At 36.6% G+C, this 23,023-nt stretch carries 22 protein-coding genes; all 22 read right to left on the bottom strand.

Annotated features, from left to right (window positions below):
• Positions 1–32 precede the first annotated feature (32 nt).
• The 22 genes from QF004_RS04790 to QF004_RS04685 all read right to left on the bottom strand — a co-directional run bounded on the left by QF004_RS04790 (position 33) and on the right by QF004_RS04685 (position 22,992).
• The gene (locus tag QF004_RS04790) at positions 33–326 is read right to left on the bottom strand and encodes a hypothetical protein (RefSeq protein ID WP_307423372.1); all 294 of its coding nucleotides are present in this window, start codon (positions 324–326) and stop codon (positions 33–35) included.
• A gap of 432 nt (positions 327–758) precedes the next feature.
• Positions 759–1,250 carry a nucleoside deaminase gene (locus QF004_RS04785; RefSeq protein WP_307423370.1) on the bottom strand — a complete coding sequence of 164 codons (492 nt, stop codon included), beginning with the start codon at positions 1,248–1,250 and terminating at the stop codon, positions 759–761.
• 63 nt (positions 1,251–1,313) lie between these two features.
• The gene (locus QF004_RS04780; protein ID WP_307423367.1) at positions 1,314–2,294 is read right to left on the bottom strand and encodes a dipeptidase; all 981 of its coding nucleotides are present in this window, start codon (positions 2,292–2,294) and stop codon (positions 1,314–1,316) included.
• Between the two features lie 386 nt (positions 2,295–2,680).
• The gene (locus QF004_RS04775) at positions 2,681–3,673 is read right to left on the bottom strand and encodes a glycosyltransferase family 4 protein (protein WP_307423364.1); all 993 of its coding nucleotides are present in this window, start codon (positions 3,671–3,673) and stop codon (positions 2,681–2,683) included.
• Positions 3,673–4,569, bottom strand: coding sequence for an NAD-dependent epimerase/dehydratase family protein (locus tag QF004_RS04770; RefSeq protein WP_307423361.1), 897 nt, complete (start codon positions 4,567–4,569; stop codon positions 3,673–3,675). Before QF004_RS04770 ends, QF004_RS04775 begins: the two co-directional genes overlap by 1 nt.
• Positions 4,569–5,714 (bottom strand): glycosyltransferase family 4 protein, encoded by a 1,146-nt coding sequence (locus tag QF004_RS04765; protein ID WP_307423359.1) that lies wholly within the window; start codon positions 5,712–5,714, stop codon positions 4,569–4,571. Before QF004_RS04765 ends, QF004_RS04770 begins: the two co-directional genes overlap by 1 nt.
• 105 nt (positions 5,715–5,819) lie before the next feature.
• A complete protein-coding gene (locus QF004_RS04760; protein ID WP_307423356.1) occupies positions 5,820–6,977 on the bottom strand; it encodes a glycosyltransferase in 1,158 nt (385 codons plus the stop codon).
• On the bottom strand, positions 6,967–8,109 hold the full coding sequence (gene wecB, locus QF004_RS04755) for a non-hydrolyzing UDP-N-acetylglucosamine 2-epimerase (protein ID WP_307423353.1): 1,143 nt from the start codon (positions 8,107–8,109) through the stop codon (positions 6,967–6,969). The genes QF004_RS04760 and wecB overlap by 11 nt, the downstream gene beginning before the upstream one ends.
• 223 nt (positions 8,110–8,332) lie before the next feature.
• Positions 8,333–8,701, bottom strand: coding sequence for a GxxExxY protein (locus tag QF004_RS04750; RefSeq protein WP_307423350.1), 369 nt, complete (start codon positions 8,699–8,701; stop codon positions 8,333–8,335).
• 198 nt (positions 8,702–8,899) lie between these two features.
• Positions 8,900–10,018, bottom strand: coding sequence for an NAD-dependent epimerase/dehydratase family protein (locus QF004_RS04745; protein WP_307423347.1), 1,119 nt, complete (start codon positions 10,016–10,018; stop codon positions 8,900–8,902).
• A gap of 18 nt (positions 10,019–10,036) precedes the next feature.
• Positions 10,037–10,450 (bottom strand): WxcM-like domain-containing protein, encoded by a 414-nt coding sequence (locus QF004_RS04740; RefSeq protein ID WP_307423345.1) that lies wholly within the window; start codon positions 10,448–10,450, stop codon positions 10,037–10,039.
• An 8-nt stretch (positions 10,451–10,458) separates the two neighbouring features.
• Positions 10,459–11,490, bottom strand: a complete 1,032-nt coding sequence (locus QF004_RS04735; protein WP_307423342.1) for a polysaccharide biosynthesis protein — start codon at positions 11,488–11,490, stop codon at positions 10,459–10,461.
• An 11-nt stretch (positions 11,491–11,501) separates the two neighbouring features.
• A complete protein-coding gene (locus tag QF004_RS04730) occupies positions 11,502–12,602 on the bottom strand; it encodes a hypothetical protein (RefSeq protein ID WP_307423339.1) in 1,101 nt (366 codons plus the stop codon).
• Between the two features lie 10 nt (positions 12,603–12,612).
• Positions 12,613–13,062 (bottom strand): acyltransferase, encoded by a 450-nt coding sequence (locus QF004_RS04725; RefSeq protein ID WP_307423337.1) that lies wholly within the window; start codon positions 13,060–13,062, stop codon positions 12,613–12,615.
• Between the two features lie 98 nt (positions 13,063–13,160).
• Positions 13,161–14,369: a glycosyltransferase gene (locus QF004_RS04720; RefSeq protein ID WP_307423334.1), complete on the bottom strand. Its 1,209-nt coding sequence runs from the start codon at positions 14,367–14,369 to the stop codon at positions 13,161–13,163.
• Between the two features lie 2 nt (positions 14,370–14,371).
• Positions 14,372–15,586, bottom strand: a complete 1,215-nt coding sequence (locus QF004_RS04715) for a glycosyltransferase family 4 protein (RefSeq protein WP_307423331.1) — start codon at positions 15,584–15,586, stop codon at positions 14,372–14,374.
• Positions 15,549–16,799: an O-antigen ligase gene (locus QF004_RS04710; protein WP_307423328.1), complete on the bottom strand. Its 1,251-nt coding sequence runs from the start codon at positions 16,797–16,799 to the stop codon at positions 15,549–15,551. The genes QF004_RS04715 and QF004_RS04710 overlap by 38 nt, the downstream gene beginning before the upstream one ends.
• A 9-nt stretch (positions 16,800–16,808) precedes the next feature.
• A complete protein-coding gene (locus QF004_RS04705; RefSeq protein ID WP_307423325.1) occupies positions 16,809–18,266 on the bottom strand; it encodes a lipopolysaccharide biosynthesis protein in 1,458 nt (485 codons plus the stop codon).
• 195 nt (positions 18,267–18,461) lie between these two features.
• Positions 18,462–19,487 (bottom strand): NAD-dependent epimerase, encoded by a 1,026-nt coding sequence (locus QF004_RS04700; protein WP_307423322.1) that lies wholly within the window; start codon positions 19,485–19,487, stop codon positions 18,462–18,464.
• A 7-nt stretch (positions 19,488–19,494) separates the two neighbouring features.
• Complete coding sequence (locus QF004_RS04695; protein WP_307423319.1) at positions 19,495–20,661, bottom strand: nucleotide sugar dehydrogenase; 1,167 nt, start codon at positions 20,659–20,661, stop codon at positions 19,495–19,497.
• Positions 20,662–20,714: 53 nt separating this feature from the next.
• Entirely contained in the window at positions 20,715–21,995 is a 1,281-nt protein-coding gene (locus tag QF004_RS04690; RefSeq protein WP_307423318.1) for a nucleotide sugar dehydrogenase, read from the bottom strand.
• Positions 21,985–22,992 carry an SDR family oxidoreductase gene (locus QF004_RS04685; RefSeq protein ID WP_307423315.1) on the bottom strand — a complete coding sequence of 336 codons (1,008 nt, stop codon included), beginning with the start codon at positions 22,990–22,992 and terminating at the stop codon, positions 21,985–21,987. The genes QF004_RS04690 and QF004_RS04685 overlap by 11 nt, the downstream gene beginning before the upstream one ends.
• Between the last annotated feature and the right edge of the window lie 31 nt (positions 22,993–23,023).

Below are 23,023 nucleotides of genomic sequence, written 5' to 3'. Positions count from 1 at the left end.
TCTGCACCTTTTTTATGTCAACAATTCTGAATTTATTTGATCGGAACTGTTTTTACGTTTTTTTCCATTTCACCGGCTTTTTTAGTTTTGATAGTGGCAGTTTTATTTTCGGTGTTCACTCTCTTTACATATTTATTGCCTTTTCTGGTTTTTTTCTTAACCTTGTAACCGCTGTGTTCAGGGTGTTTGGGATCCACAATATTGTGAATTTCCTGCGGAATGGTGGTGGTCTTTTTTACTTCATCTTTTTCTTTTGGTTTGGTCTGCTGCGCTTGAGCTGCGGTCAGGCCACCAAAGAAAATTATGGCTAAAACTAATTTTTTCATACTATAATTTTTTAATTTGTTGTACAGTGTTTTAACCAACATTAGTGCCATATCCTTGTTAAAAATAAGTTAATACGTTTTATATTTTAAGGTATTGCTAATATATTTAGATCGGCGATTGAAAAACCCTAATCTGATAGCGTGTTCCTAAAATTCATTATTATTTTCTCCAACAACCATTAATGCTACCCATAACCCTTTTCGATAAGTGAAATTGAAGTGATGAGGTGGCTAAAATTTACCGGTGTTTTCGTATTTTTTTCTTTAATCAAATTCCCCAGCCTTCATTTTTATTTATGCCGTTATCCTTAGATAGGTAGAAGCCGACCCAAGGGCTGGTGGCAGAGATGACAGTTCAGCAACCGGAAGATATTCATCTTCATTAGGCTGCATTGGTGAAACTGCGGTATAAAAATGGAGGATGCAGCGATTTTATTTTTTGGCCCTGACTTTCTGATGCAGCATTTTGATCTCTTCTAATAATTGACCTATGGCCGGACCGCGAACTTCTGTATTTTTAATGATATCTTCTGCCGGTAAAAAATTAACAGGTGCAGCCGGAAAATTATACTGCTTCTGCCATTCACCGAGTTGCTTTGCGGAACTCAAATATACCAAAGGACCCAAGCCCACCCATCCGTGTGCGGCTGAACACATGGGACAGTGTTCTCCTGTGGTGTACAGGGTTGTTTTTGCTCTTTCTTCATCTGATAAATGCTCAGCAGCCCAGTATGCCAGCTCAATTTCAGGATGTGCTAGAACGGTTTTTTCATTTACCCGGTTCCGGGCTTCGGCAATAATTTCTCCGTTTTTATTTACTAAAACGGACCCGAAGGCTTCATCTCCTGCTGTTACGGCTTCGCTGGCAAGCTCCAGACATCTGCGTAAATATTTTTCGTCATTATCTTTTAATTTCTGAGCCATTGTTTTATTTTAAGATTTTACATTTTTTGAATCTCCTGTTCCATCCTCAAATCATCGCATCACCTATTTCCAAAGACGTTTAATAAAATCCAGCGCATTCTGGCTGCTTATTTTACCGGTCTGCCAGGCGCCAAACTGCTTTTCAAAGGCTGTGTTGATTTCCGGATAACAAGCCGCATTTCCGTGCTCCGCAAAATAAAACGGAATCCTCGACTGATCCGGATGACTTTTGGTGTAAAAATAATCGGCGCCGTAACAGACTGCATTTTCGCCGCCCAGTTCAATTCCGTGTGCCAGATGGTCATTTAAACGGTGTGCTTTTTCCGGATTCACGAAAGCGCGCACGAAGTTGAGACCAATCAATCCTTTCCGGTGAATGATTTCTTGGGCTACCTCATCCGGCAGATTCCGCGGATGGTCAAAAACCGGACGGTAGTTGGAGTGACTTGCTATGATGGGAACACTGATGTTTTCTTTAGAGATATAATTGAGGATATCATACGCCAAAGCATCACCAGTATGCGAAAAATCGATAGCAATGTTTCTGTTATGCAGGTAATCGATCATTGCTTTACCGTCATTTTTTAAACCCGCTGCGGAGCAGTTTCCACCGCCAAACCTGTTTTCTGCGTGATGCGTAAAACTGATGTAAAGGAGGTTTCCAACATTTGCGATGATCTTTTCCAGATTTTCAAATCCCTGTTTCAATGTGATGTTTTCATCGCAAAATGCGGAGCCACTTTCAACTGCGGCAATCATTCCGATATTATCGGCGGTGGTGAAATTGTCCAGATGCTCTTTTTCAAAACGGTATAATTCATTTTCCTGCATATTTAAATCCCGGAAAATTTCACTTTGCTTTAAACCAAACTGATGGCTCTTTTCTTCAACTGCTGCAAAGAGGGCCATAACCTGTAATTTCACATTTCCTTTTTTTAAGTAAGGAATGGCGCAACCGATATCTTCGGTATTGTAAAGGTGCGAATCCGGCTGGGTTAAATAGGAGAGGAGATCACAGTGGAGATCGATAACGGGTTGATTCATTTTATTTGTTATTAGAAAAGTGTTTTTAGCTGTACCGAACTTTTTCAAAACTCACCCTCAGACAAATTATTTTAATTTTTTGATGCATCAATGGCCTTCTTCATCATCATGAAAATTTTTAATTTCATCGTGAAAGAAACCCAGATTTCAGTTACAAATGGACTGTTTTTCTCACTTTTTTAAGGTCGTCGTAATCACCAATTCCTTTAAAACAATAAGAAAGAAAGGGTAAAGGTTTCCGACGTTGAATCTTTGATTTTACCTGGTAAAGGGCAGAATAAAGATATTTTATTACTGATGACAGATATCCATTAACTCTTTTATGTGATACTGTCTGAAAGATGCCAGCCTGCATTAAACTGTAATTTTATCCAGAGAATAAATATTTACATGGTGGAGGTGTTTTTTAATCGGTATTTCAATATAAGGTATAACACCATCAATGGCAGTGCTATGAGCGGAAATAACCAGAGGCCAAGGTGTTCTTCTTTGATGATGACGGCGCAGATGACGACCTGTAAAAGTGCATAGGCAAAACTGATGAGCCGGTGATCGACCTGCTGTTCATTGGCAAAAAGCTGGTACAGATGTCTGCGGTGGGGTTTGAAAATATTTTCCTTCAGTCTTAGCCGTTCTGCAATGGTTGAAATCACATCGATACCATAAACGGTTAGAAAAAGCAGGTATTTTAATTCGCCGGTTTTGATGATTAATAACCCAAGGAGCGCCAGGATCCAAAATGCGATGCCCATGCTCCCAATGTCTCCGAGAAAGCATCTGGCTCTTTTCCGGAAATTGAAATAGAGAAAAACGACGGCCGCCATAATGGGATAAATGATGAAATCCGGTGTAACAAACTCGACCAGATATTGATTGACAAACCATAGGGAACCCAGCAATACGACACTGTACAGTCCTGATATCCCATTGATCCCATCCATGAAATTATAGGCATTGAGGATGCCGATAATGAGGATATAACACATTGGGATGGCCCAAAACGGCAATAACTGGAATGCATTTAAAAAATAAAGGAGTAAAGTCACCGAAATAAAATGGAAGATCAACCGGATTTTACTCGACAGATTGATGATGTCATCGATAAAGCTGATGGCGCAGATGAGCAATAATCCCAGACCGAAGAGCCAGAAATTAGGGATTGGCGAATTATCCAGGTAAAATGCATAGTGGTTGAACAGCACTTCATAGCCCATAAAAAGCAGGTAGGCTATGGGAAAAATCATCCCGCCACCGCGCAGGGTAATCCGGCTGTGGGAGCTTCGCTCATTAGGTTTATCTACGATGTTGTATTTTTTGGCTATGGCGAAATAAAGCTGGATGCATAGCAATAAAGCAGCAGTTACGATAAGGTATTTCATTATAGTTGAAAACTTTTGATGGTTTTTTCCAGTCCCTGTGCAGCAGAAATGGGAAGTTCAGTGATTCTTAAAGCATCTTTTATTTTAGCATTGGAGACGACGTAACTTTCGGTCAGTTTTTTCAGCCGTTCAGAATTAAGTGGTAATTTTAAAACATCGCCGACTTTAGCGCAAGCGGAAATGAGATTTGCATTGATTTTCCATAACTTTTCTTTTTTACCGGAAACATCAGCAATAATTTTCACCAGGTCATTGGTTGATAAATGGTGGTCATCGGCGAATTGATACACGCCTGAGGGAATATCCTTATTTTGTAACATTTTTAAAATTAAAAAATTAAGATTATCAATACTTAAAAAAGAACGTTCGTTGTGAAAAGCTGCCAATGGCCACGGAAGTCCTTTTTCGACGACTTTGTACAGTAAGTTTAAATTCCCTTTATTTCCGGGCCCATGTATCATACACGGCCGGATGATAAAGAGTCTTTTTCCCGCGGGCAGTTTTTGGCTTAACAAATAATTTTCAGCTTCTAATTTTGATTTGCCGTAGGGCGTTTGAGGATCAGCATTGTCATTTTCATCTAAAATGCCCTCAACGGTATCGGCAGCCGCTTTTACGGAACTGAAATAGAAAAAACCGCTGATATCAGAAGCTAAAAACTGATCAAACAGCTTTATTGTCAGATCGGTATTAATTTTAAAATAAGATGTCGGATCAGAAGTGTTGCTTGTATCGTGCGCTTTTCCGGCTAAATGAATCACCGCCTCCGAATTTTGGTCTAAATCCCAGTCTTCATTTCTAAGGGATAAATGTACGACCGTATTTCCCTGCTCTTTCAAATGTTTTGATAAATGCTGACCGACGAAGCCGGATGCTCCTGTGATGGTGATTTTCATTAATGTATTTTATAAATATTAAGCAAGTGATTATAAACTACTGTTTCGGAAAATTCTTCTTCGTAAATTTTTAGGCTTTCACTACCTGCATTTTTTAAATTCTTTCCTGTTAAGATTTTAATCGCTTTTATCAGTTCATCCGTACTTTCCGGTTTAACTAAAATTCCGTTTTTAGTATTTTTGACAAGATGATTACAACCGGGCATATCTGTAGTAATAATAGGCTTCGCACTTGCCATTGCTTCTAACAAAAAACGTGGTGTCCCTTCCCGATAAAAGGTGGGTAAAACTGCAATGTCCGCAAAAGCAATCAGTTCATTAATATCAGTTCTTTTACCTAAGAAAAATATTCTTTCTAATTTACTGAAAATGTCAATCTCGGTTTGACTAAAAGAATCCGGATTATTGGGGTCTAACCAGCCTGCTATTATAAGATTTATCTTTACAGTTTCATTCGATTTATTGATAGAATTAATTGCCTGTATTAAGTAACTTAAACCTTTCTGTTTAAGAAGACGTGAAACAAAAATAAAAGTGATACCATCTTTTATACCAACAGTCTCCCGAAGTTCAGTTTTAAGATTGTCATTAATTTCTAAATGAGGTACGAATCGGTCTTCATTCACAGCACTTCCTTTTACTACAAAAAACTTTTTGTCATTACCTAATTCCTTCTTATCTTCATCATTTTGGAAAATTAATGAGGCTTTAAAAAAATTGCTATTAACTTTATATAATAATTTTATACAAAATTTAATTAAATTATATTTTGGTGTGTTTTTAGTAAATGCAACGCCTAAACCCGTAATGTGATTAATTATTTTTGCGTCTTTTGAACTGAAATAAGCAATTGGTGTCCCAATTAAATTTGGCTGCATTCTATATAGATGAATAATATCAAATTGTTCCCTTTTAAAAATTTTACGTAATTCTCCAGCAAAAATTTTCATACTTGACAAATTTCTTTTTCGAATATCAACATTTAGGGCAATAGTCTTTATGCCCTCCTCTTGAATTCTTTTTGCAAAACCATCATTTGGAACAATTGCAATTACTTCGTGGCCTTTTTCTTGTAAAAAAAGTGCGTAGCGCATTCTTGCGCCGTAAAAGTCAGAACCAAAATTTTCAACAAGGGCTATTTTCATATTTAAATTTCACTAGAGTTATCTGCATCGTATTTTTTAATACAATAACAGTAAAAAACACTTAGATTTTGTAAAAAAGTTACTCAGTCTAATTTTGTATAATTATTATTTGTTTATTTTTTTAAAAAAAGATTCTGTTACCGATATATATTTTCTATAATCAAAAATTTCATTTTCTCTGAGTTTTTCTTTAATCGTAAGTATTTCATCTTTACTCAAAGAAAGAATTTTGAGAAGTTGTACTTTTAAAATAGTAGTATCATTACTGATAACAAACCCATTTTCGCCATCCTTTAAATATTCTGACAAATCACTGGAAAGATTTGTAATCACTGGTATTGCACAAGTGTGTGCTTCAACAAATTTTGTTGGAAAACCTGCAGTATTCACTCTATTATTAGTTCTGAAAAAGAATACAAAATCAGATCTTTTTATAAAATTAATAGTGTCAGAATGAGATTTTCTTCCATGGAATGTAATGAAATCATAACTCTTAGTATTAATATTTTTCTGATAATCTTCCAAAGTCATTCCTACAATATTGAAAATAATTTTAAAATTATTCTCTACAATTAATTCATTAAGTATATCAAAAACTGCAACTAAATTATCTTTTTTAGTACCAAACTGACCAGCATAAATCAAATTTAAAGTCTGATTATCAATGCTATTTTGATCTGGGATATTATGCCATTTATTATCTTTATAATCTGTTAACGGAGGCAATAATAAAGTGTTTTTATTATTATAGAACTTTTGAAGATATTTACTAATTACTATATTACCATTATTCAGTTTATTTATAATTCGGAGTCTGAGAGAGGTATCTAATTTTTTTATAATTCTCTTTATTATATTTCCTTCACTTGCGCTATACCATTCTGTGGTATCAGATAACCAAATTATGTTTTCTTTTTTTAAAAAAAAGTATAGTCTAAGCTGAGCAAAACTGGGATAATTATAAAAAATAATGTGGGTTGGTTGGTATTTTTTACAAAAATTAATAATTGATTTGGGGGAGATGATATAGTCAATCCAGGAACTAAAATTATTTGGATAGGGTCGAGAAAACATTTCAATTGAGTCCCCAAATTCACCCTCAAACTTTAGATTGTCAGAGCTTAAATTATCAGAATGGCCAATTAAAGTAACTCGGTAGCCTAATTTATTAAATAACATAGAGTTTGCTAAAACTCTATGTGCTGCTGCATTTTTGTCTGGTAATTTAAATCCTCCGACATATAGTATTGTTTTATCCTTCATAAACATTCCAAACTGTTCTTTTAATGTAATCAGTATAACTCAAAATAATGCGTACTACTTTCTCAGACACATTCGGCATCGAATAATCAGAAACGCGGCGGTAATTTCTTTCTGCGCCAATTTTCTGCTGTTGCAGCTGGGTTAAACCCTGCATGATTCTTTCGGGATTCATGCCGACCATCATCACGCTGGCTTCTTCCATCGCTTCAGGTCTTTCGTGGGCATCTCTGATATTTAGGGCACGGAAGTTTAATATAGAAGATTCTTCGGAAATGGTTCCGGAGTCAGATAATACCGCATAACTGCGCATTTGAAGTGCATTGTAATCGTGGAAACCCAAAGGTTTTAAAAACTGAACTTCCGGGCGAACAACCACTTTCATCTTGTCAATCATATTTCTGGTTCGCGGATGCGTAGAAACGATGATCGGATAACCGAACTTTTCCGCAATCGTATTTAAACTCTCTATTAAACCGTTGAAGTTTTTCTCTGAATTAATGTTTTCTTCGCGATGAGAACTCACGACGAAATATTTTCCTTCTAGCAGATTGAGTCTGGATAAAACATCGGATTTCTCAATTTCCGGAAGGTAATGATTTAACACTTCAAACATGGGAGAACCGGTTTTAATGATCCGGTCGGCGGGAAGACCTTCTCTTAAAAGATATTCCCGGGCGATATCAGAATAGGTTAAATTGACATCGGACGTGTGATCAACGATCTTACGGTTGGTTTCTTCGGGAACTCTCTGGTCGAAACAGCGGTTTCCGGCTTCCATGTGGAAGATTGGAATTTGTCTTTTTTTCGCCGGGATGGCACAGAGACACGAATTGGTATCACCGAGCACTAAAAAAGCTTCGGGCTGGAGTTCTTCTAAAAGGGGATCGATTTTAATCAAAATATTTCCAACCGTTTCAGTGGCAGTTTTTCCGGCGGCTTCCAGGAAATAATCCGGTTTGCGTAAACCTAAATCTTCAAAAAATATTTGGTTGAGTTCGTAATCGTAATTTTGACCCGTATGAACGATGATGTGTTCGATGGCTTCGGAATGGTCGAGTGCCGTGAGGACTCGGGCTAATCTTATAATTTCCGGACGGGTACCTACGACCGTCATGACTTTCAATTTCTTCATAGTTTCTTTGAACGCGGATAACGCTGATTTAGCGGATCTCCACGGATTTATTTTTTTATTTAAACACGAATCACGATTCTTAAACGCTGATGACGCGGATTTTACTGATTATCACAGATTTCTTTTATTCTGTAAATGTTTTTCTTTTTTTATGAGCTTTTCAAGCAGCATCATTTTTTTAAAAATCCGTGATCATCCGCCTAATCCGTGACATCCGTGTCCTTTAATTTGTATATATTTTTCTTTTAAACTGTGGTTTTTTGCCAAAATTCAGCAAAAGCCCGATTTCTAATTCTGTCGCTTTTAAATAATTGATGAGTTGACATTCATGGGCTTCAACAATATTCTCTGCTGCTTTCAGTTCGATGATGATCAACTCTTCTACCAATAAATCGGCAAAATATTCACCTACCAACTGGTCTTTATAAAATACCCTGACGGGCACCTGCCGCTGCACATTCAAACCCATCCCGCGCAGCTCGAGCATCATTGCATTCTCATACACCTTCTCTAAAAAACCATATCCCAACGTATTATACACTGCATAAAACGCTTTAATAATTTTATCCGATATTTCCTGATGAAGCAGCACTTATTTTAATTTATTTCTCCCAAATTTATGAAATTTATCCGTGAAAACCTGTTTCACCGGAATTCCGATCATCCTCAGAAATTTTCTGTTATCCTTATACTGGATTCATCCGTCAAAATCCGCCGCATGCACGTTCCCATCAATCCGTGAAAATCCGGTAAATCCGCCTCATCCGTGTCCCCCAAAGGCCGTGTTCCATCAAACTTCCACAAAATACGTATCCGCATCCTCCGGATCATAAGGCTCATTGATCCAAAACATGGTCAACAATTCTTCTTCTCCAATATTTTTGATATTATGGGTATACCAAATAGGCATATCCACATACGCAGGCTCCTTCCCATCCAGATAAAAATCTAAAACTTCGTCTGTATCTATTTTTCTCAGCTGAATCAATGCTTTGCCTTTGATCACCGCAAACCTTTCTATTTTCCGGGTGTGGAAATGATTCCCTCTCGTAATTCCGGGAACGGTGGTCGAAAAAGAACACTGTCCACCGATACCTAAGCGGATCACTTCCACGAAAGCACCTCTGGGATCGATATTTTGCTTAAATTTCACCGGATAATGACTGGCAATATCGAAATAAGACCGGAACGTATTAAACAACTGATAATCAAAATTGGTGACCAATTCCGGGATTTCCCCATGATCAAAATACAGTTTTTTGTAATGCTTCAGTTTTGCCAAAACTTCAGAGACCTTCATCGAAGTGGTAAAAGGAACAGGGTAGTGCTCTTTGCTTTCGGCGGTCTGAATCTGATTCATGATTTCCTGAACCAGTTCGCCCACATAAATCAATTTCACTTCGCCGTCAACGTCCACCACCGGATTTTCACCATGGGTGAGCTGGTGGCAGAAGGTCGCGATAAAGGAATTGTAATTTGGTTTTCCGAAAGGGCCGAAAACATTGGGAATGACCATTCCGGTAAAGATTCCGCCATTTTCTCTGGCCCAGTCCGCCAGGAGCGACCGGCCTTCTTTTTTAGATTTTCCGTAGAGATTATCCCTTTCTTCCTGTGAAGAAGAGGAGAATATAAGGTGCGCTTTGGAACCGGTTCTTTTTAACGAGCCCACCAACTGCTTCACTAATTCTATATTTTGGAAGTAAATCACTTCCGGATCAGGATGACGGTTCATCGCGGCAAGATGTACAATGACGTCGCATTTTTTTACGAATTCGTCCAACAGACCGGGCTGTTCAAAATATTCTTTTTTAAAATCGATTCTTTCATATTCTTCAGGCTGCAAGCCCAGAGTATTATACAGATGCGATCCTACGAAACCGTTCTGACCGGTAATTCCTATTTTCTTCATGAAGCGTTTTTAGTTTTTTTAATTAAAATAATCGGGTGGGAACCGATATTCATCTGCCACCTCCCCTAAAATATAATCTGCAAAAACGAGTAATTTCGAATCTGCTTCCAGCGACTGGATGGAACTTATATAACCGGCTGGAACATGCAAAACATCCAGGCTTTCAGTCTTTAATACAAATTCCGCATGAGGCAGCTCTTTCGCCGGATTTTCCCAGGAATCTATTCTGATCAGTTTGATCATAAAAGATCCAGCCATTGCAGAAAACCAGCGCTGTTCTGTTTGGTGACCTTGCCAGGCTCTGATGAAATGAGTCTCTGCATTTTGAATGGTATACATTCTTTTAATGCCTAAGGCATTGAACTCATTGTTAAAACAAATTGTTCCCCGATGATCCTGATGGCAACTGCCTTTGATTAAACTGGGTTCCATCAATATCATTAATAGGGATTCGTTATCTCTTCACCGAAAATTTCTTTACGGATTAAAGGAAGGGTGGATATTAACGTTTTTAATCCTTCTACGCCCTGTTGGTGGGTATTATGAGAATGATAATCTTCAATCACGGAAATATCCTGTTCGCCTTCAGAGAAAAATTTCGCATAATTCAGATCTCTGTTATCGGACGGAATCCGGTAGAAATCACCCATATCTTCGGCCTTCAGCATTTCTTCTCTGGTACAGAGCGTTTCGTACAGTTTCTCGCCATGTCTGGTACCGATTACTTTGATGGGCGTTTCTTTTCCCGAAAGTTCCATGAGTGCTTTTGCCAGATCACCAATCGTTCCGGCGGGTGCTTTATTGACAAACAGATCACCGGCATTGGCGTTTTCAAAAGCGAATAACACCAGATCTACGGCATCATCCAGTGACATGAAAAAGCGGGACATGTTAGGATCGGTGATGGTAATTTCTTCTCCTTTCTGAATTTGATTTAAAAAAAGAGGAATGACAGAACCACGCGATGCCATGACATTGCCATAACGGGTTAAACAAACGACCGTGTCGGTCAGATTTCTGGATTCCGCTACGGCGACTTTCTCCATCATGGCTTTTGAAATTCCCATGGCATTGATGGGGTAGGCCGCTTTATCGGTGGAGAGACAGATCACCTTCTGCACTTTATTGGCTGCAGCGGCACGGATAACATTGTGCGTTCCTTCAACATTGGTCTTTACGGCCTGCATTGGGAAGAACTCACAGGAAGGCACCTGTTTTAAGGCAGCCGCATGAAATACGTAATCGACGCCTCTGGTGGCGGGTTCTACACTTGCGTAATCTCTGACATCGCCGATATAATATTTGATTTTATCGTTTTTGTAAAGGTTCCGCATGTCATCCTGTTTTTTTTCATCGCGTGAAAAAATGCGGATTTCTTTGAAGTGATCGGTATGCAGAAAGCGGTTAAGCACAGCGGTTCCGAAGGAACCTGTGCCACCTGTAATCAGAAGGACTTTGTCTTTTATTTTCATTGAATATTATTTTAATTAGAATTTAGCTCCCTTAATTTGATTTGAGTATCATTGTTTAATTCAGTACCTATTGTAGAAATTTCCACCTTAATATTATTATACTTGACCCCATTTTTTTTGTTAAATAAAATATGAGTTTTTTTTACATTTAACCATTTACTATTATTTATACGAATATTACCAGTTATGTTTGAATAATTAATTTCTCGTTTATCCAGATATAATGCCAAGGCATATACCGAAGAATCATCAATATGATTATTCACCGTCATTCCTATTTTTTTACTCTCTTTACCACTTAATGCTCCTAAGTATACAAGCAATCCAGTAGTGCAATTATAAGTGATGAGATTGTTAATGTTAATGTTTTTTAGATTTTCCTGATTATTATTTGGTTCAATATCAATTCCTGCTTTGGGTTCAGTGCCATCAGAGTTAGCAGCTATAAGTGAATTGAAGGTGATGTTTTTTCCAGAAATTATAGAGACACCGTTTCTTCTATTATTATTCACAAAAGCTTTATTTACGGTTACATCTACACCATTATTTATATAAATACCGTCGCCCCAACCGTATTTTACTTTAGGTTTAAAAAGGTAGATATTGTTGCTTGACCATATTCCAATTCCATGTCCCCATTCTCCATTTTTGTTAAGATGTTCATATCTATCGCCAACAATATTTGCAAAATAAACCTTTACGTCCTTAACACCTTTAATCTTCAAAACATCATAATTACTTTTATCTGAAGGTTTCTTTAAAAGAACCGTTTTTTCATTGAATATAACGGTAGAGCCAGACTTTAAAATCAATCCCTTATCATTTATAAGCAAGGGGAAATTCGGAAGGAGTACATTAGAGTATATGTTTAAAGCATTTTGGACATAATCTGTATAATCAACCGATCCGTCCTCCACGTAATTCTGGGGCAAGAGTAAAGTTATATCTGTAATATTTTTTACGTCAGATATTATTTTGCGACGTTCGGCAGACGAAACTACAGAACTTTTTGTGTATTTCACTGGAACAAAATCAAATGATGTTGCTTGCGTATTTTCACAAAAGGATAATAACAGAGAAGAAATAATCAATATAACATTTACAATTTTCATAATATTCAACTTACCTGTCTCTAAATATTTTTTTTAATTCTATCTCTTTAGAATCTCTATCTAAATGCCCAATTTTTAGAGATTGCAATTTAATCTCCTCATGATATTGATCAACAGTTTTAATTTTACAGGCCGGCGTCCCAACAATCAGGGAATCACCTTCTATACTTTTTGTAATGACCGACCTTGCACCAACAATCACTCTGTCTCCAATTGTAACACCTTGCATAATTAAAGTATCTAGACCAAAATAAACATCATTTCCAACCGTTATCGGTGAAGTTAGTTCAAGGTCTGGTGTTTCTTTTCTCAAAATTAAAGTTCCACCATCATGTGTATTAAACTTGCATCCATTCGTAATATGCACATTATTGCCAATTTTTATTAAAAAAGGTTCAGTTCCCCACATATTCGGTGAATTACCATAAATTCTGCAATTATTGCCGATGGTTACTCCCATAAATCTCGAATATTTAATTGGATCTACCTTAAAGTAAAGTAAGAGCAAAATTTTTCCTAATATATGAAGTTTAAATCTTTATTTGACACTTATTAATATTAATGTTCAGCCATTAAATCAATTATTTTTTTAACCTGTATTTCAGGGTTTTTTTCTTCTAAAATAAAATCTGAAGCTGACTGACCCATTTCTTGCAGCAAATTCTCCGGTAGACTTAAGATTTCAGTTATCTTTTCTGCTAAATTTTGTGCATCAGTTCCTTCCAATGTATAGCAATACTTAAAATATTCCGCAGGTACGCCGGGCAATTTATACATTAAAACCGGAGTTTTTGAGGCAAAATATTCCATAGTTTTAGACGGAAACGAAAATTTTGTAAATTCTCCCTCCGGAGTTCTTGGATTTATAAGTAAAGCTGCTTGTTTTTGCAAAGATAGAATTTCACTGTGTGGCAACTTACCCAGATAACTGATGCGATCATCTTTCTCACAAAACGTTTCCACTAAATCTTTAGCTTCCCCGTCGCCGCAAATTATCAATCTGTAATTTTCATCTTTTAATGATGAAAATGCATTTAGCAATGTTTCAATGCCATATTTACGGACTAAAGCACCTGAATAAAGCAGTGTTTGGGTTTTCTCAGACGAGCAACTGCTTTCTGCACTGATGAGTTTAGGATCAAAAATTCCTTCTACCACGCAATACGATTCGGGCGATATATTTAAAGGTAAGGCCATTGCTTCACTCAATAAAACAAAACGATCAAAAGCAGAAATATTTTTATAAATAAAATCTACATCTCGCTTCTTTAAACCTAAAGCTGTATAAATTTTATTCGAACCCATAAACTCAGGTAAATCTGGAACGATAAGTGTGAGGCGCACATTGGCAAAAGTTTCTTTGACTTTAAGTGCAATTTTGATTAAATCAACCGTTAATGAGTAAACAATGATATGTTTTATTTCCGAAGGGTTTTCGATAGATTTGCACCAGTTGAAAACATTCTTCTCTGTACTATTGTAAACTTGGCGAAGAAAAGGAATATTAATAAAGGTGGAACAGAAAGTGGGTACACGGCCGTTAAATTCGGAGGGGCCGAATTTAACCAGAGGCTTTTTGTAACCAGCAGGAAAAGTGCTTAAGAAAGGCATGGTTACAATAGATAAATTGATATCATTTTGTATAAAGCCCTCAATAATAGCTTCCTGCAAAGTTTGTGCAGCGAACTGGTAGCCTTTTTTGCTATTGGCAAATATTTCAGATTGATGAGCTTGAGGATATAATCCACAGAGGAATAGAACGTTCATTATTAAATCTTATTCAGGAAATGGATCATTTCCTTTGTTATTAATTTAGCGTCAAAATTTTTGTAAACATATTTTTTTCCATTTTCTGCAACATCCAATGCCTCAGAATAATTATCAAGTATATATTCCATTTTTGAAGCATAGTCGATTACATTAGATGGTTCTGCTAGCCAGCCGTTTACCCCATGCTTTACATACTTACTTATTTCACCCACATTCGTGACTAACATTGGTACTCCCGTCGCCATATACTCTCCGAGTTTAGTAGGAAAACCACCTTGAGCTCTTTTAGTATCAGGCTGTGAAGAGACCAGGAGCTTACTTGCACTAAGAATAGGACTTACTTTATTGTTACTGATAATACCTTTTAGAAAAACCCTTTCGCGAAGGTCACTTTCGTCAATAATTCGTTCCAAAATTTGCAGATCATTTCTATTCGGAGTTCCATATAAGTGAAGTTCTAAGTCTGGATATTTATTTTTTACAAGATTGAATGCTTCAATGATATTATCAACATTATCTTTAGACAACTCTAAACTCCCCATGTAACATATATAATCTAGAACGTCATTTTTAACCACTGTTGAAAAACGAGAAAAATCAGTTAAGCTAGGCAATATAAAACTTGGTTTTAAAACAATTGACCTATAAAAGCTTTCTAATTTGCCAGTTATAAAAATCATTCCGTCGACTTGCTGAAGAATTGTACGCAAAAGAAATTTATGCAACTTCGGTAATTCTTCTTTTAAATGAACCCTCATAGGAACAGGATATTCATCTGCAATAAAAATTGCCTTTGTATTTATTGTCTTCAAAATAGGAACATAAAAATATAGTATTCTAAAAAAATCGGAACTCAGTATTGTGACATCAAAATGATTTTTTTTATGTTTCTTTAGATATTTATAAGCACTGATAATTAAAAAATATATATGGCTTATTTTCCTAAAAAACACGTGGCTCGGATATAGTCTGGTATTTGGATAGTGATAATTTATACCATCAATAACACCATCTACTGAAAAGTGGTTTGGCTCCCTATCAGAGGGAAAAAATACATAAATATCAACCTCTACACCATTTTCCACCAAACCTTTTGCATACGTTAATATACGAGTTGTAGACGCTAAACCTTCCGGAAACGAATAGCCACAAATAATTGCTACTCTTTTTATATTATTACTGCGCATTGTTGATGATCTTGTACTTTTTATCATTATTTTGTTTATAATCTAAAGAAAAAGCAAGTCCCCAAAAAATTAAAAACAAATAGAAGTGTCTTATGGTAATATCCTGCGAAAATGCTAAAATTAAAAATAATATAAATAAACAATACCCCAAATACTTGTTGGGCTGTTGAGCTAAATGTCTCACAATATTTTTACATGATTTTAACAGCAATATATAATAGCATAACCCAAAAGGAATCCCATATTTTACAAAAACCAAGGTTATACCATTAGCAGTAGACTCTGCATTTGTATATTGTCCTATGAATCTTGATGTTCCCTCGCCCACCCCAATAAATGGATAATCTCCAATTACCTGCAAATGAATTAACAATGCGCCAAATCGACTTGCTCCATCACTATCTGCAGATTGAAGTTGATCCACAATCTTACTTTGCAAAAAATCAAGTTGAAACACAAAATATGAGCCTAATAATAAAATAGCGATATAAATTAATCTAAGTTTTGACCTGGAATAAAATAGGTTAAAGGTTATAAAAGTGAAAAACATTCCAAGATAACCGGTGGTGGAAAATGTTGTTATTATAGTTGCAATAAAAACTATATTTTTGAATGAAAAAAGCCTTTTGAATCTTATAAAATTGAAAAAAAGCGCAAAGTTTAGAAACACGGCATACATTCCGGGCTCCCAAAATGGTCCGGAATTTCTGTTATAACTAAAGGCAAAGTTCTTAAAATTATATATTAATATATTCGTCGATTCAGTAAAAATATTAGGGTCATTACTTTTTATATTTAACGGATGAAAATAAACTGCGACATTAGTTATGAAGAAATCAAGTAGTTTGTCATTGTATGTTAGAAAGAAAAAAACTAAACTGATCAGTGATATTATAAACATAAGATTGTCATAAACTATAGCAAAATGGTATTTAGTTATGCGAGCTATCAAAAAATATCCCAGAAAAAAAATGCTGGTTATAAAAAATATAAATATGTTTTGATTAAAACCAAACAGCGTTTGTAAAAGTGATAGGATACTAACCATTAAGACAACAAGCAAACTGGAATTGACACCGAACCCCTTATGAAAAAAAATTAATAAGGAATAAAAAACAATCGGGATTAAAAGAATATCCGCTCTGTAGAAGTATTCAAAACCCGTGAACGCTAATATTGAGAGAACAAAAACATACGTTTTCATTGGCACTTTAATAGGAGTATTTACTTTTTTTAACATCTGCGTCTTTTAGCGTTTGGTTATATAACCTAATAAATGATTTCTAAATAGATGGCTGGCTTCTGTATAAGCGTCTAATTTTAAAAATTTCGCAAGGGCTACATACAACGATACGCCTATAAACAGACCTAAAAATATTTGAGAAAGATCGTTGAACGGGCTGAGATAATGAGATGCAAAAAAAATAGCTGTCGCACAGAATAAGGTTAGTAAGAATATAGGAAGTATATCCAGTATTTGGTGTGAGAGAGGGTAATGTATAAATACTCCTGTATAATAACTATTTATAAAATAAGAAATAATACTGTTAATAACCTGAAATATAATGATCGCTTTTATCCCGAACGGTATGGCTATAATTACACCTACAGCAGTTATTATTTTTTTGATAATTTCTAATTTAAGATATAAATCACTCCGTCCTTTTATATTTAAAATTTGGAGGTTAAAACCATTGAGCGGGAAGAAAACACCAACTATGCAAAGTAGTTGAAAATAAGGAACAGAGGGTAACCATTTTTCGGTAAAGATATATCGAAACAGAGGTTCTGCTAATACACTTGCAAAAATAAATAAGGGGCAGATTAAAAATAACGTAAGTCGCATTACATTTTTAAATCCTTTCTTTATTTTTTCATTATCATCTTGAATGGATGAAAATATGGAGAAAAAAACTTTGTTAATCGCATCACTCAGCGTATAGCTCGGCGTATTAACGAGGTTATTCGCGTTTTGATAGTAACCTACACTGCTTAAAGAAAAATATTTTCCGATTACGATCAGGTAGAGATTTTCAAAAATGATATGTATGATTTCTGAAATTATTAATTTGCTTCCGAAAGAAAGCAAACCCTTTATTTTATTAATATTGAATACTATCAGGGGTTTCCATTTTGAAATAAACCAGATTTGGACTACAAAAACACTCCTTGATACAAGTTGCATTGCCACAATACTCCACACACCAAAATCATTCAGCGCCATTAATACACTTACAGTTCCTCCTATTATTAGTGAAGGTATGTTTATAATTGCTATTTTTTTAAAAAGAAAATTTTTAACCAGACGAGTTTCCTGAACATAAGAAAAAGAATTAATTATAAAGACTAAAGATAAAACACGTGTAAGGTTAGTGAGTAAGGGCTGGCGATAAAATTCCGAAATAAGCGGGGCCGCGAGGAACAAAATGACATAAATTAAGCTACTTAAAAGTAAATTCAACCAAAATACCGAAGAAAAATCTTCATCAGATGTGTCCTTTTTTTGAATTAGGGCTTGATTAAAACCGGCAACTATTAGAGCTTGACTTAGCTGAATAAATATGGTTAATAACGAAATTAACCCAAAGCTTTCCGGAGTAAGAAGTCTGGCTAATAATAGCATCACCCCAAAAGAAATAAATCTTCCGCCCACGCTTTGCAAAAGTGACCAAAACATTCCGGAAATTGATTTATTTATAATTGACATTAGTGTTTTTATTGCTTAGAATTGGAGGTATTTAGTAGTCCAATTTAATATTTTTTGTAGAGTTAAAATATATTAGATATTATTATTATGACTTACTATCACTGACTGATTCATTAGACTTTTTAATATTTTGACTTCAAAATACTCGGTATATATTTACGTTTTTGTACCTCGCGACATTTATTGGTGAATAAATCAACTTATGGAATAGTAATCCTTAAACCAATTGATAAAACTTTTCACGCCTGTCTCAATCGGTATGGTATTTTGATAACCTAACATCTTTAATCGTGATGTATCTGCCCACGTTCGTGGTACATCTCCAGATTGCATAGGTAACATTTCTTTTTTCGACTCTTGTCCTAATTCTTTTTCTAAGGTTTCTATAAATTTCATTAAAGAAACTGGTGAGCCATTACCAATATTAAAAAGCTGATAATAAGAATTATCTCCCTTCTTTGTTGGTGGTTTTTTTAAAGTGAGTATAATTCCTTGAACGATATCATCAATATAAGTAAAGTCTCTGCTCATTTCACCGTGATTGAAAACCTTGATGGGGTGACCTTTTATAATAGCATTAGCAAAAAGTATAGGTGCCATATCGGGTCGACCCCAAGGACCATAAACCGTAAAAAAACGGAGACCCGACGTAGGAATTTCATACAAGTAACTGTACGAGTGGGCCATGAGCTCATTGCTCTTTTTAGTAGCAGCATATAAACTTACCGGGTAATCAACTTGATCATCTTCTGAAAACGGCACTTTTGCGTTTGCTCCATATACTGAGGAGCTTGACGCATATACCAAGTGTTTAATATGATGATGACGGCAACATTCTAAGACATTAAGAAACCCCACAATATTACTATCGACATAGGCCATAGGATTCTCTAAACTGTAGCGAACTCCTGCTTGAGCAGCTAAGTTGATGACACTGTAGAACTTTTGGTTGTTGAATAATGTAGGTAAATTTTCGCGGTCTTCTAAGTTTAAACGAATAAACTGAAAAGATGGATAAACTGAGGATTGAACCAAATTGTTTTCCTGTTCTGCTTCTTCACGATCTATACCTAGTTCTTTTAATCGGTCGTATTTTAGATTCACATCATAATAATCGTTGATGTTATCTAATCCTACCACCTGATAGCCTAAGTCGATTAATTTTTTAGCGGTATAAAAGCCAATGAAGCCCGCAGCTCCTGTTACTAATATTGTTTGCATCGTTTTCTTAGTCATTCCCAAATAAATCTCTTGTGTACACTTTTTCTTTTACGTCTGCTAATTCTTCTGCCATACGGTTCGAAATAATCACATCACATACTTGTTTGAACTGATTGAAATCTTTAATTACCGTAGATCCGAAGAAGGTTTCTTCTTCTAAAACTGGTTCGAAAACCACCACTTCAATTCCTTTCGCTTTGATTCTTTTCATCACGCCCTGCATCGCAGACGCTCTATAATTGTCAGATCCGGACTTCATTATTAATCGGTAGACCCCTACTTTTTTTGGATTTTTAGCCAATACGGAATCCGCAATAAAATCCTTACGGGTTCGGTTGGCATCTACAATCGCCTGGATAATATTGTTAGGCACCGCTGCGTAATTCGCCAGCAACTGCTTGGTGTCTTTTGGCAAGCAATAGCCGCCGTATCCGAATGAGGGATTGTTATAATGGGACCCAATGCGGGGATCAAGACTTACTCCTTCGATAATCTGCCGGCTGTCTAACTCATGTATTTGTGCGTAACTGTCCAGCTCATTGAAATAAGCCACGCGCAATGCCAAATAGGTATTGGAAAAAAGTTTAATCGCTTCTGCTTCAGTAGGATTGGTAAATAATACTGAGATGTTTTTTTTGACCGCCCCCTGTTTCAATAATTCTGCAAAAACTTCCGCTCTTTTACTTTGTTCACCAATAATGATTCTTGAAGGGTGCAGGTTGTCATACAGCGCTTTACCTTCTCTTAAGAATTCCGGAGAAAAGATAATGTTCTGAAAATCCAGTTTGTTTTTAAGTCCCTCCGTGAAACCTACGGGAACGGTAGATTTTATAATAACCACTGCATCAGGATTGTATTCTTTAACTTCAAGGACGACCGATTCTACACTGTTGGTATTAAAATAATTTGTTTTAGAATCATAATCAGTTGGCGTTGCGACAATCACATAATCTGCATTCTGGTAGGCCTCTTTTTTGTCTAAAGTTGCTCTGAAATTTAAATCCCGGTTGTTTAAAAAATCAGTAATCTCATGATCTTCAATGGGCGACTTTTTATTGTTGAGCAGGGCGATTTTTTCAGGTACAATATCCAGGGCCACCACTTCATGATGCTGAGCCAGCAAGATTGCATTTGACAGTCCAACATACCCTGTTCCTACTATTGTTATTTTCATTTCATTCATTATTGCTACTGGTGTTCTTGGTGTAATCAAAATATAAACTCAAGTTATAATTTTGAATCATAATGTTCTAAAATTCCTTTTACATCGTAAACTATTGCCTGTTCTTTTTTAAATTTCTCTAAATCAAGGTCTAAAAATTCCTGATGCGCCACCCCTAAAATAATGGCGTCAAACTTTTCCACCGGTATTTCAGAAGTGCTTTCAATGCCATACTCATGGTTCACCTCTGCCGCATTCGCCCAGGGATCATACGTTGTGACTCTTGCGCCATAATCTTCTAAAGCCAATATTACATCCACAATCTTCGTATTCCGAACGTCCGGACAGTTTTCTTTGAAGGTAATTCCGAGCATTAAGATTTTCGAATTTTTGACAGAAATCTCTTTCTTAATCATGGTCTTCACCACCCGCGTGGCCACGTATTGTCCCATGGAATCATTCAGCCTTCTTCCAGCTAAAATGATTTCCGGATGGTAACCATATTCCTGGGCTTTCTGGGCCAGATAGTAAGGATCTACACCGATACAGTGTCCACCCACCAATCCAGGTTTAAAAGGAAGGAAATTCCATTTGGTACCCGCAGCTTCCAGGACATCATGCGTATTGATCTCCATTAAATTGAAAATTTTCGCCAATTCATTGACAAAGGCAATATTGATATCGCGCTGTGAGTTTTCAATGACTTTCGCCGCTTCAGCGACTTTAATGGTCGGTGCTAAATGGGTTCCCGCAGTAATCACTGATTTGTAAATATCATTTACGATCACTCCAATTTCCGGCGTAGAACCCGAAGTTACTTTCAGGATTTTTTCTACGGTATGTTCTTTATCCCCCGGATTAATTCTTTCCGGTGAATAACCGGCAAAGAAATCGACATTGAATTTTAAACCGGAAACTTTTTCTACTACAGGAATACAGTCTTCTTCGGTAGCGCCGGGGTACACCGTGGATTCATAAATCACGATATCGCCTTTGTTGATCACTTTTCCTACCGTTTCACTCGCTTTAATTAAAGGGGTCAAATCTGGGCGGTTGTTTTTATCCACTGGTGTTGGTACCGTGATGATGTAGATGTTGGAATCTGTAATATCTTTTAAGTCAAAAGAACAGTACAGGCCTTTTTCCTCTTTTGAAGGATTATCCGCTATCAGCACCGATTTTAAAAGTTGATCAGAAATCTCCAGTGTATTGTCTTTCCCATCATTAATCTGTTGGACACGGTTTTGATTAATATCAAATCCAACCACCGGATATTTCGTCGCGAAAAGTCTTGCCAATGGCAAACCGACATATCCTAAGCCTACAATGGTCACTTTATACTTCATCCTGTTGTTTTAAATTATTCCAATACCAGGTCACGGCTTCTTTCAGACCGTCTTTCATGGAAAACTGAGGATTGTAATTCAATAAGTTTTTAGCTTTATCGATGCTGGCTAAAGAGTGGGGGACATCACCTTTCCGGTAGTCGCCATACTTCACTTCAATATCCGCGATTTTGGGATCAAATTCCGCTAAATACTCTTTAAGATATTTGACCAGATCATTCAAAGTCGTTCTTTCGCCAAAAGCGGTATTATAGACCTGATTTTGCGCTTCGGGATTTTCAGAAGTCAGCGCCAGAAGGTTCATTAAAACCACATTGTCAATATAGGTAAAGTCTCTTGAGTACTCACCGTCCCCGTTAATGGTTGGGGATTCGTGCGCCATGAACTGCATCACGAATTTTGGGATCACCGCGGCATATGCACCGTTGGGATCCTGCCGGCGGCCGAAGACATTAAAATAACGGAGGCCGATCGTATCGAAATCGTAGGTTCTTTTAAAGACGTCGGCATAGAGCTCATCCACATATTTGGTGATGGCATAAGGAGACAAAGGTTTGCCGATGACATCTTCCACTTTCGGTAAAGATGTGGAATCTCCATAGGTAGAAGAACTTGCCGCATAGACAAATCTCTGAACACCGGCATCTTTTGCCGCCACCAACATTTTCAGAAAACCGCCTACATTCACTTCATTGCTGGTGATGGGATCATTGATGGAACGGGGCACAGACCCTAAGGCAGCCTGGTGAAGGACGAAATCCTGACTGGCGCAGGCTTGATGACAGGTGTCTAAGTCCCTGATATCGCCTTCGATTAAAGTAAATTTTCTGTCTGACAGAAATGGTTCGATATTTTCGCGTTTGCCCGTGGCAAAATTATCCAGACAGGTCACTACCGAGCCATGTTCAAGCAAAGCCTCACAAAGGTTGGACCCAATAAAACCGGCACCGCCAGTGACGAGTACTTTTTTATCTGTTAAATTTGAAAAATCGGACATGAACTGTTTTTTTATAATGAGGCTGTCTCTT

Source organism: Chryseobacterium sp. MDT2-18, assembly GCF_030815285.1.
In the GTDB taxonomy this organism is placed as follows: domain Bacteria; phylum Bacteroidota; class Bacteroidia; order Flavobacteriales; family Weeksellaceae; genus Kaistella; species Kaistella salivictor.
Note: the sequence above shows the minus strand (reverse complement) of the source record. Positions and strands in the feature narration are given on the sequence as shown.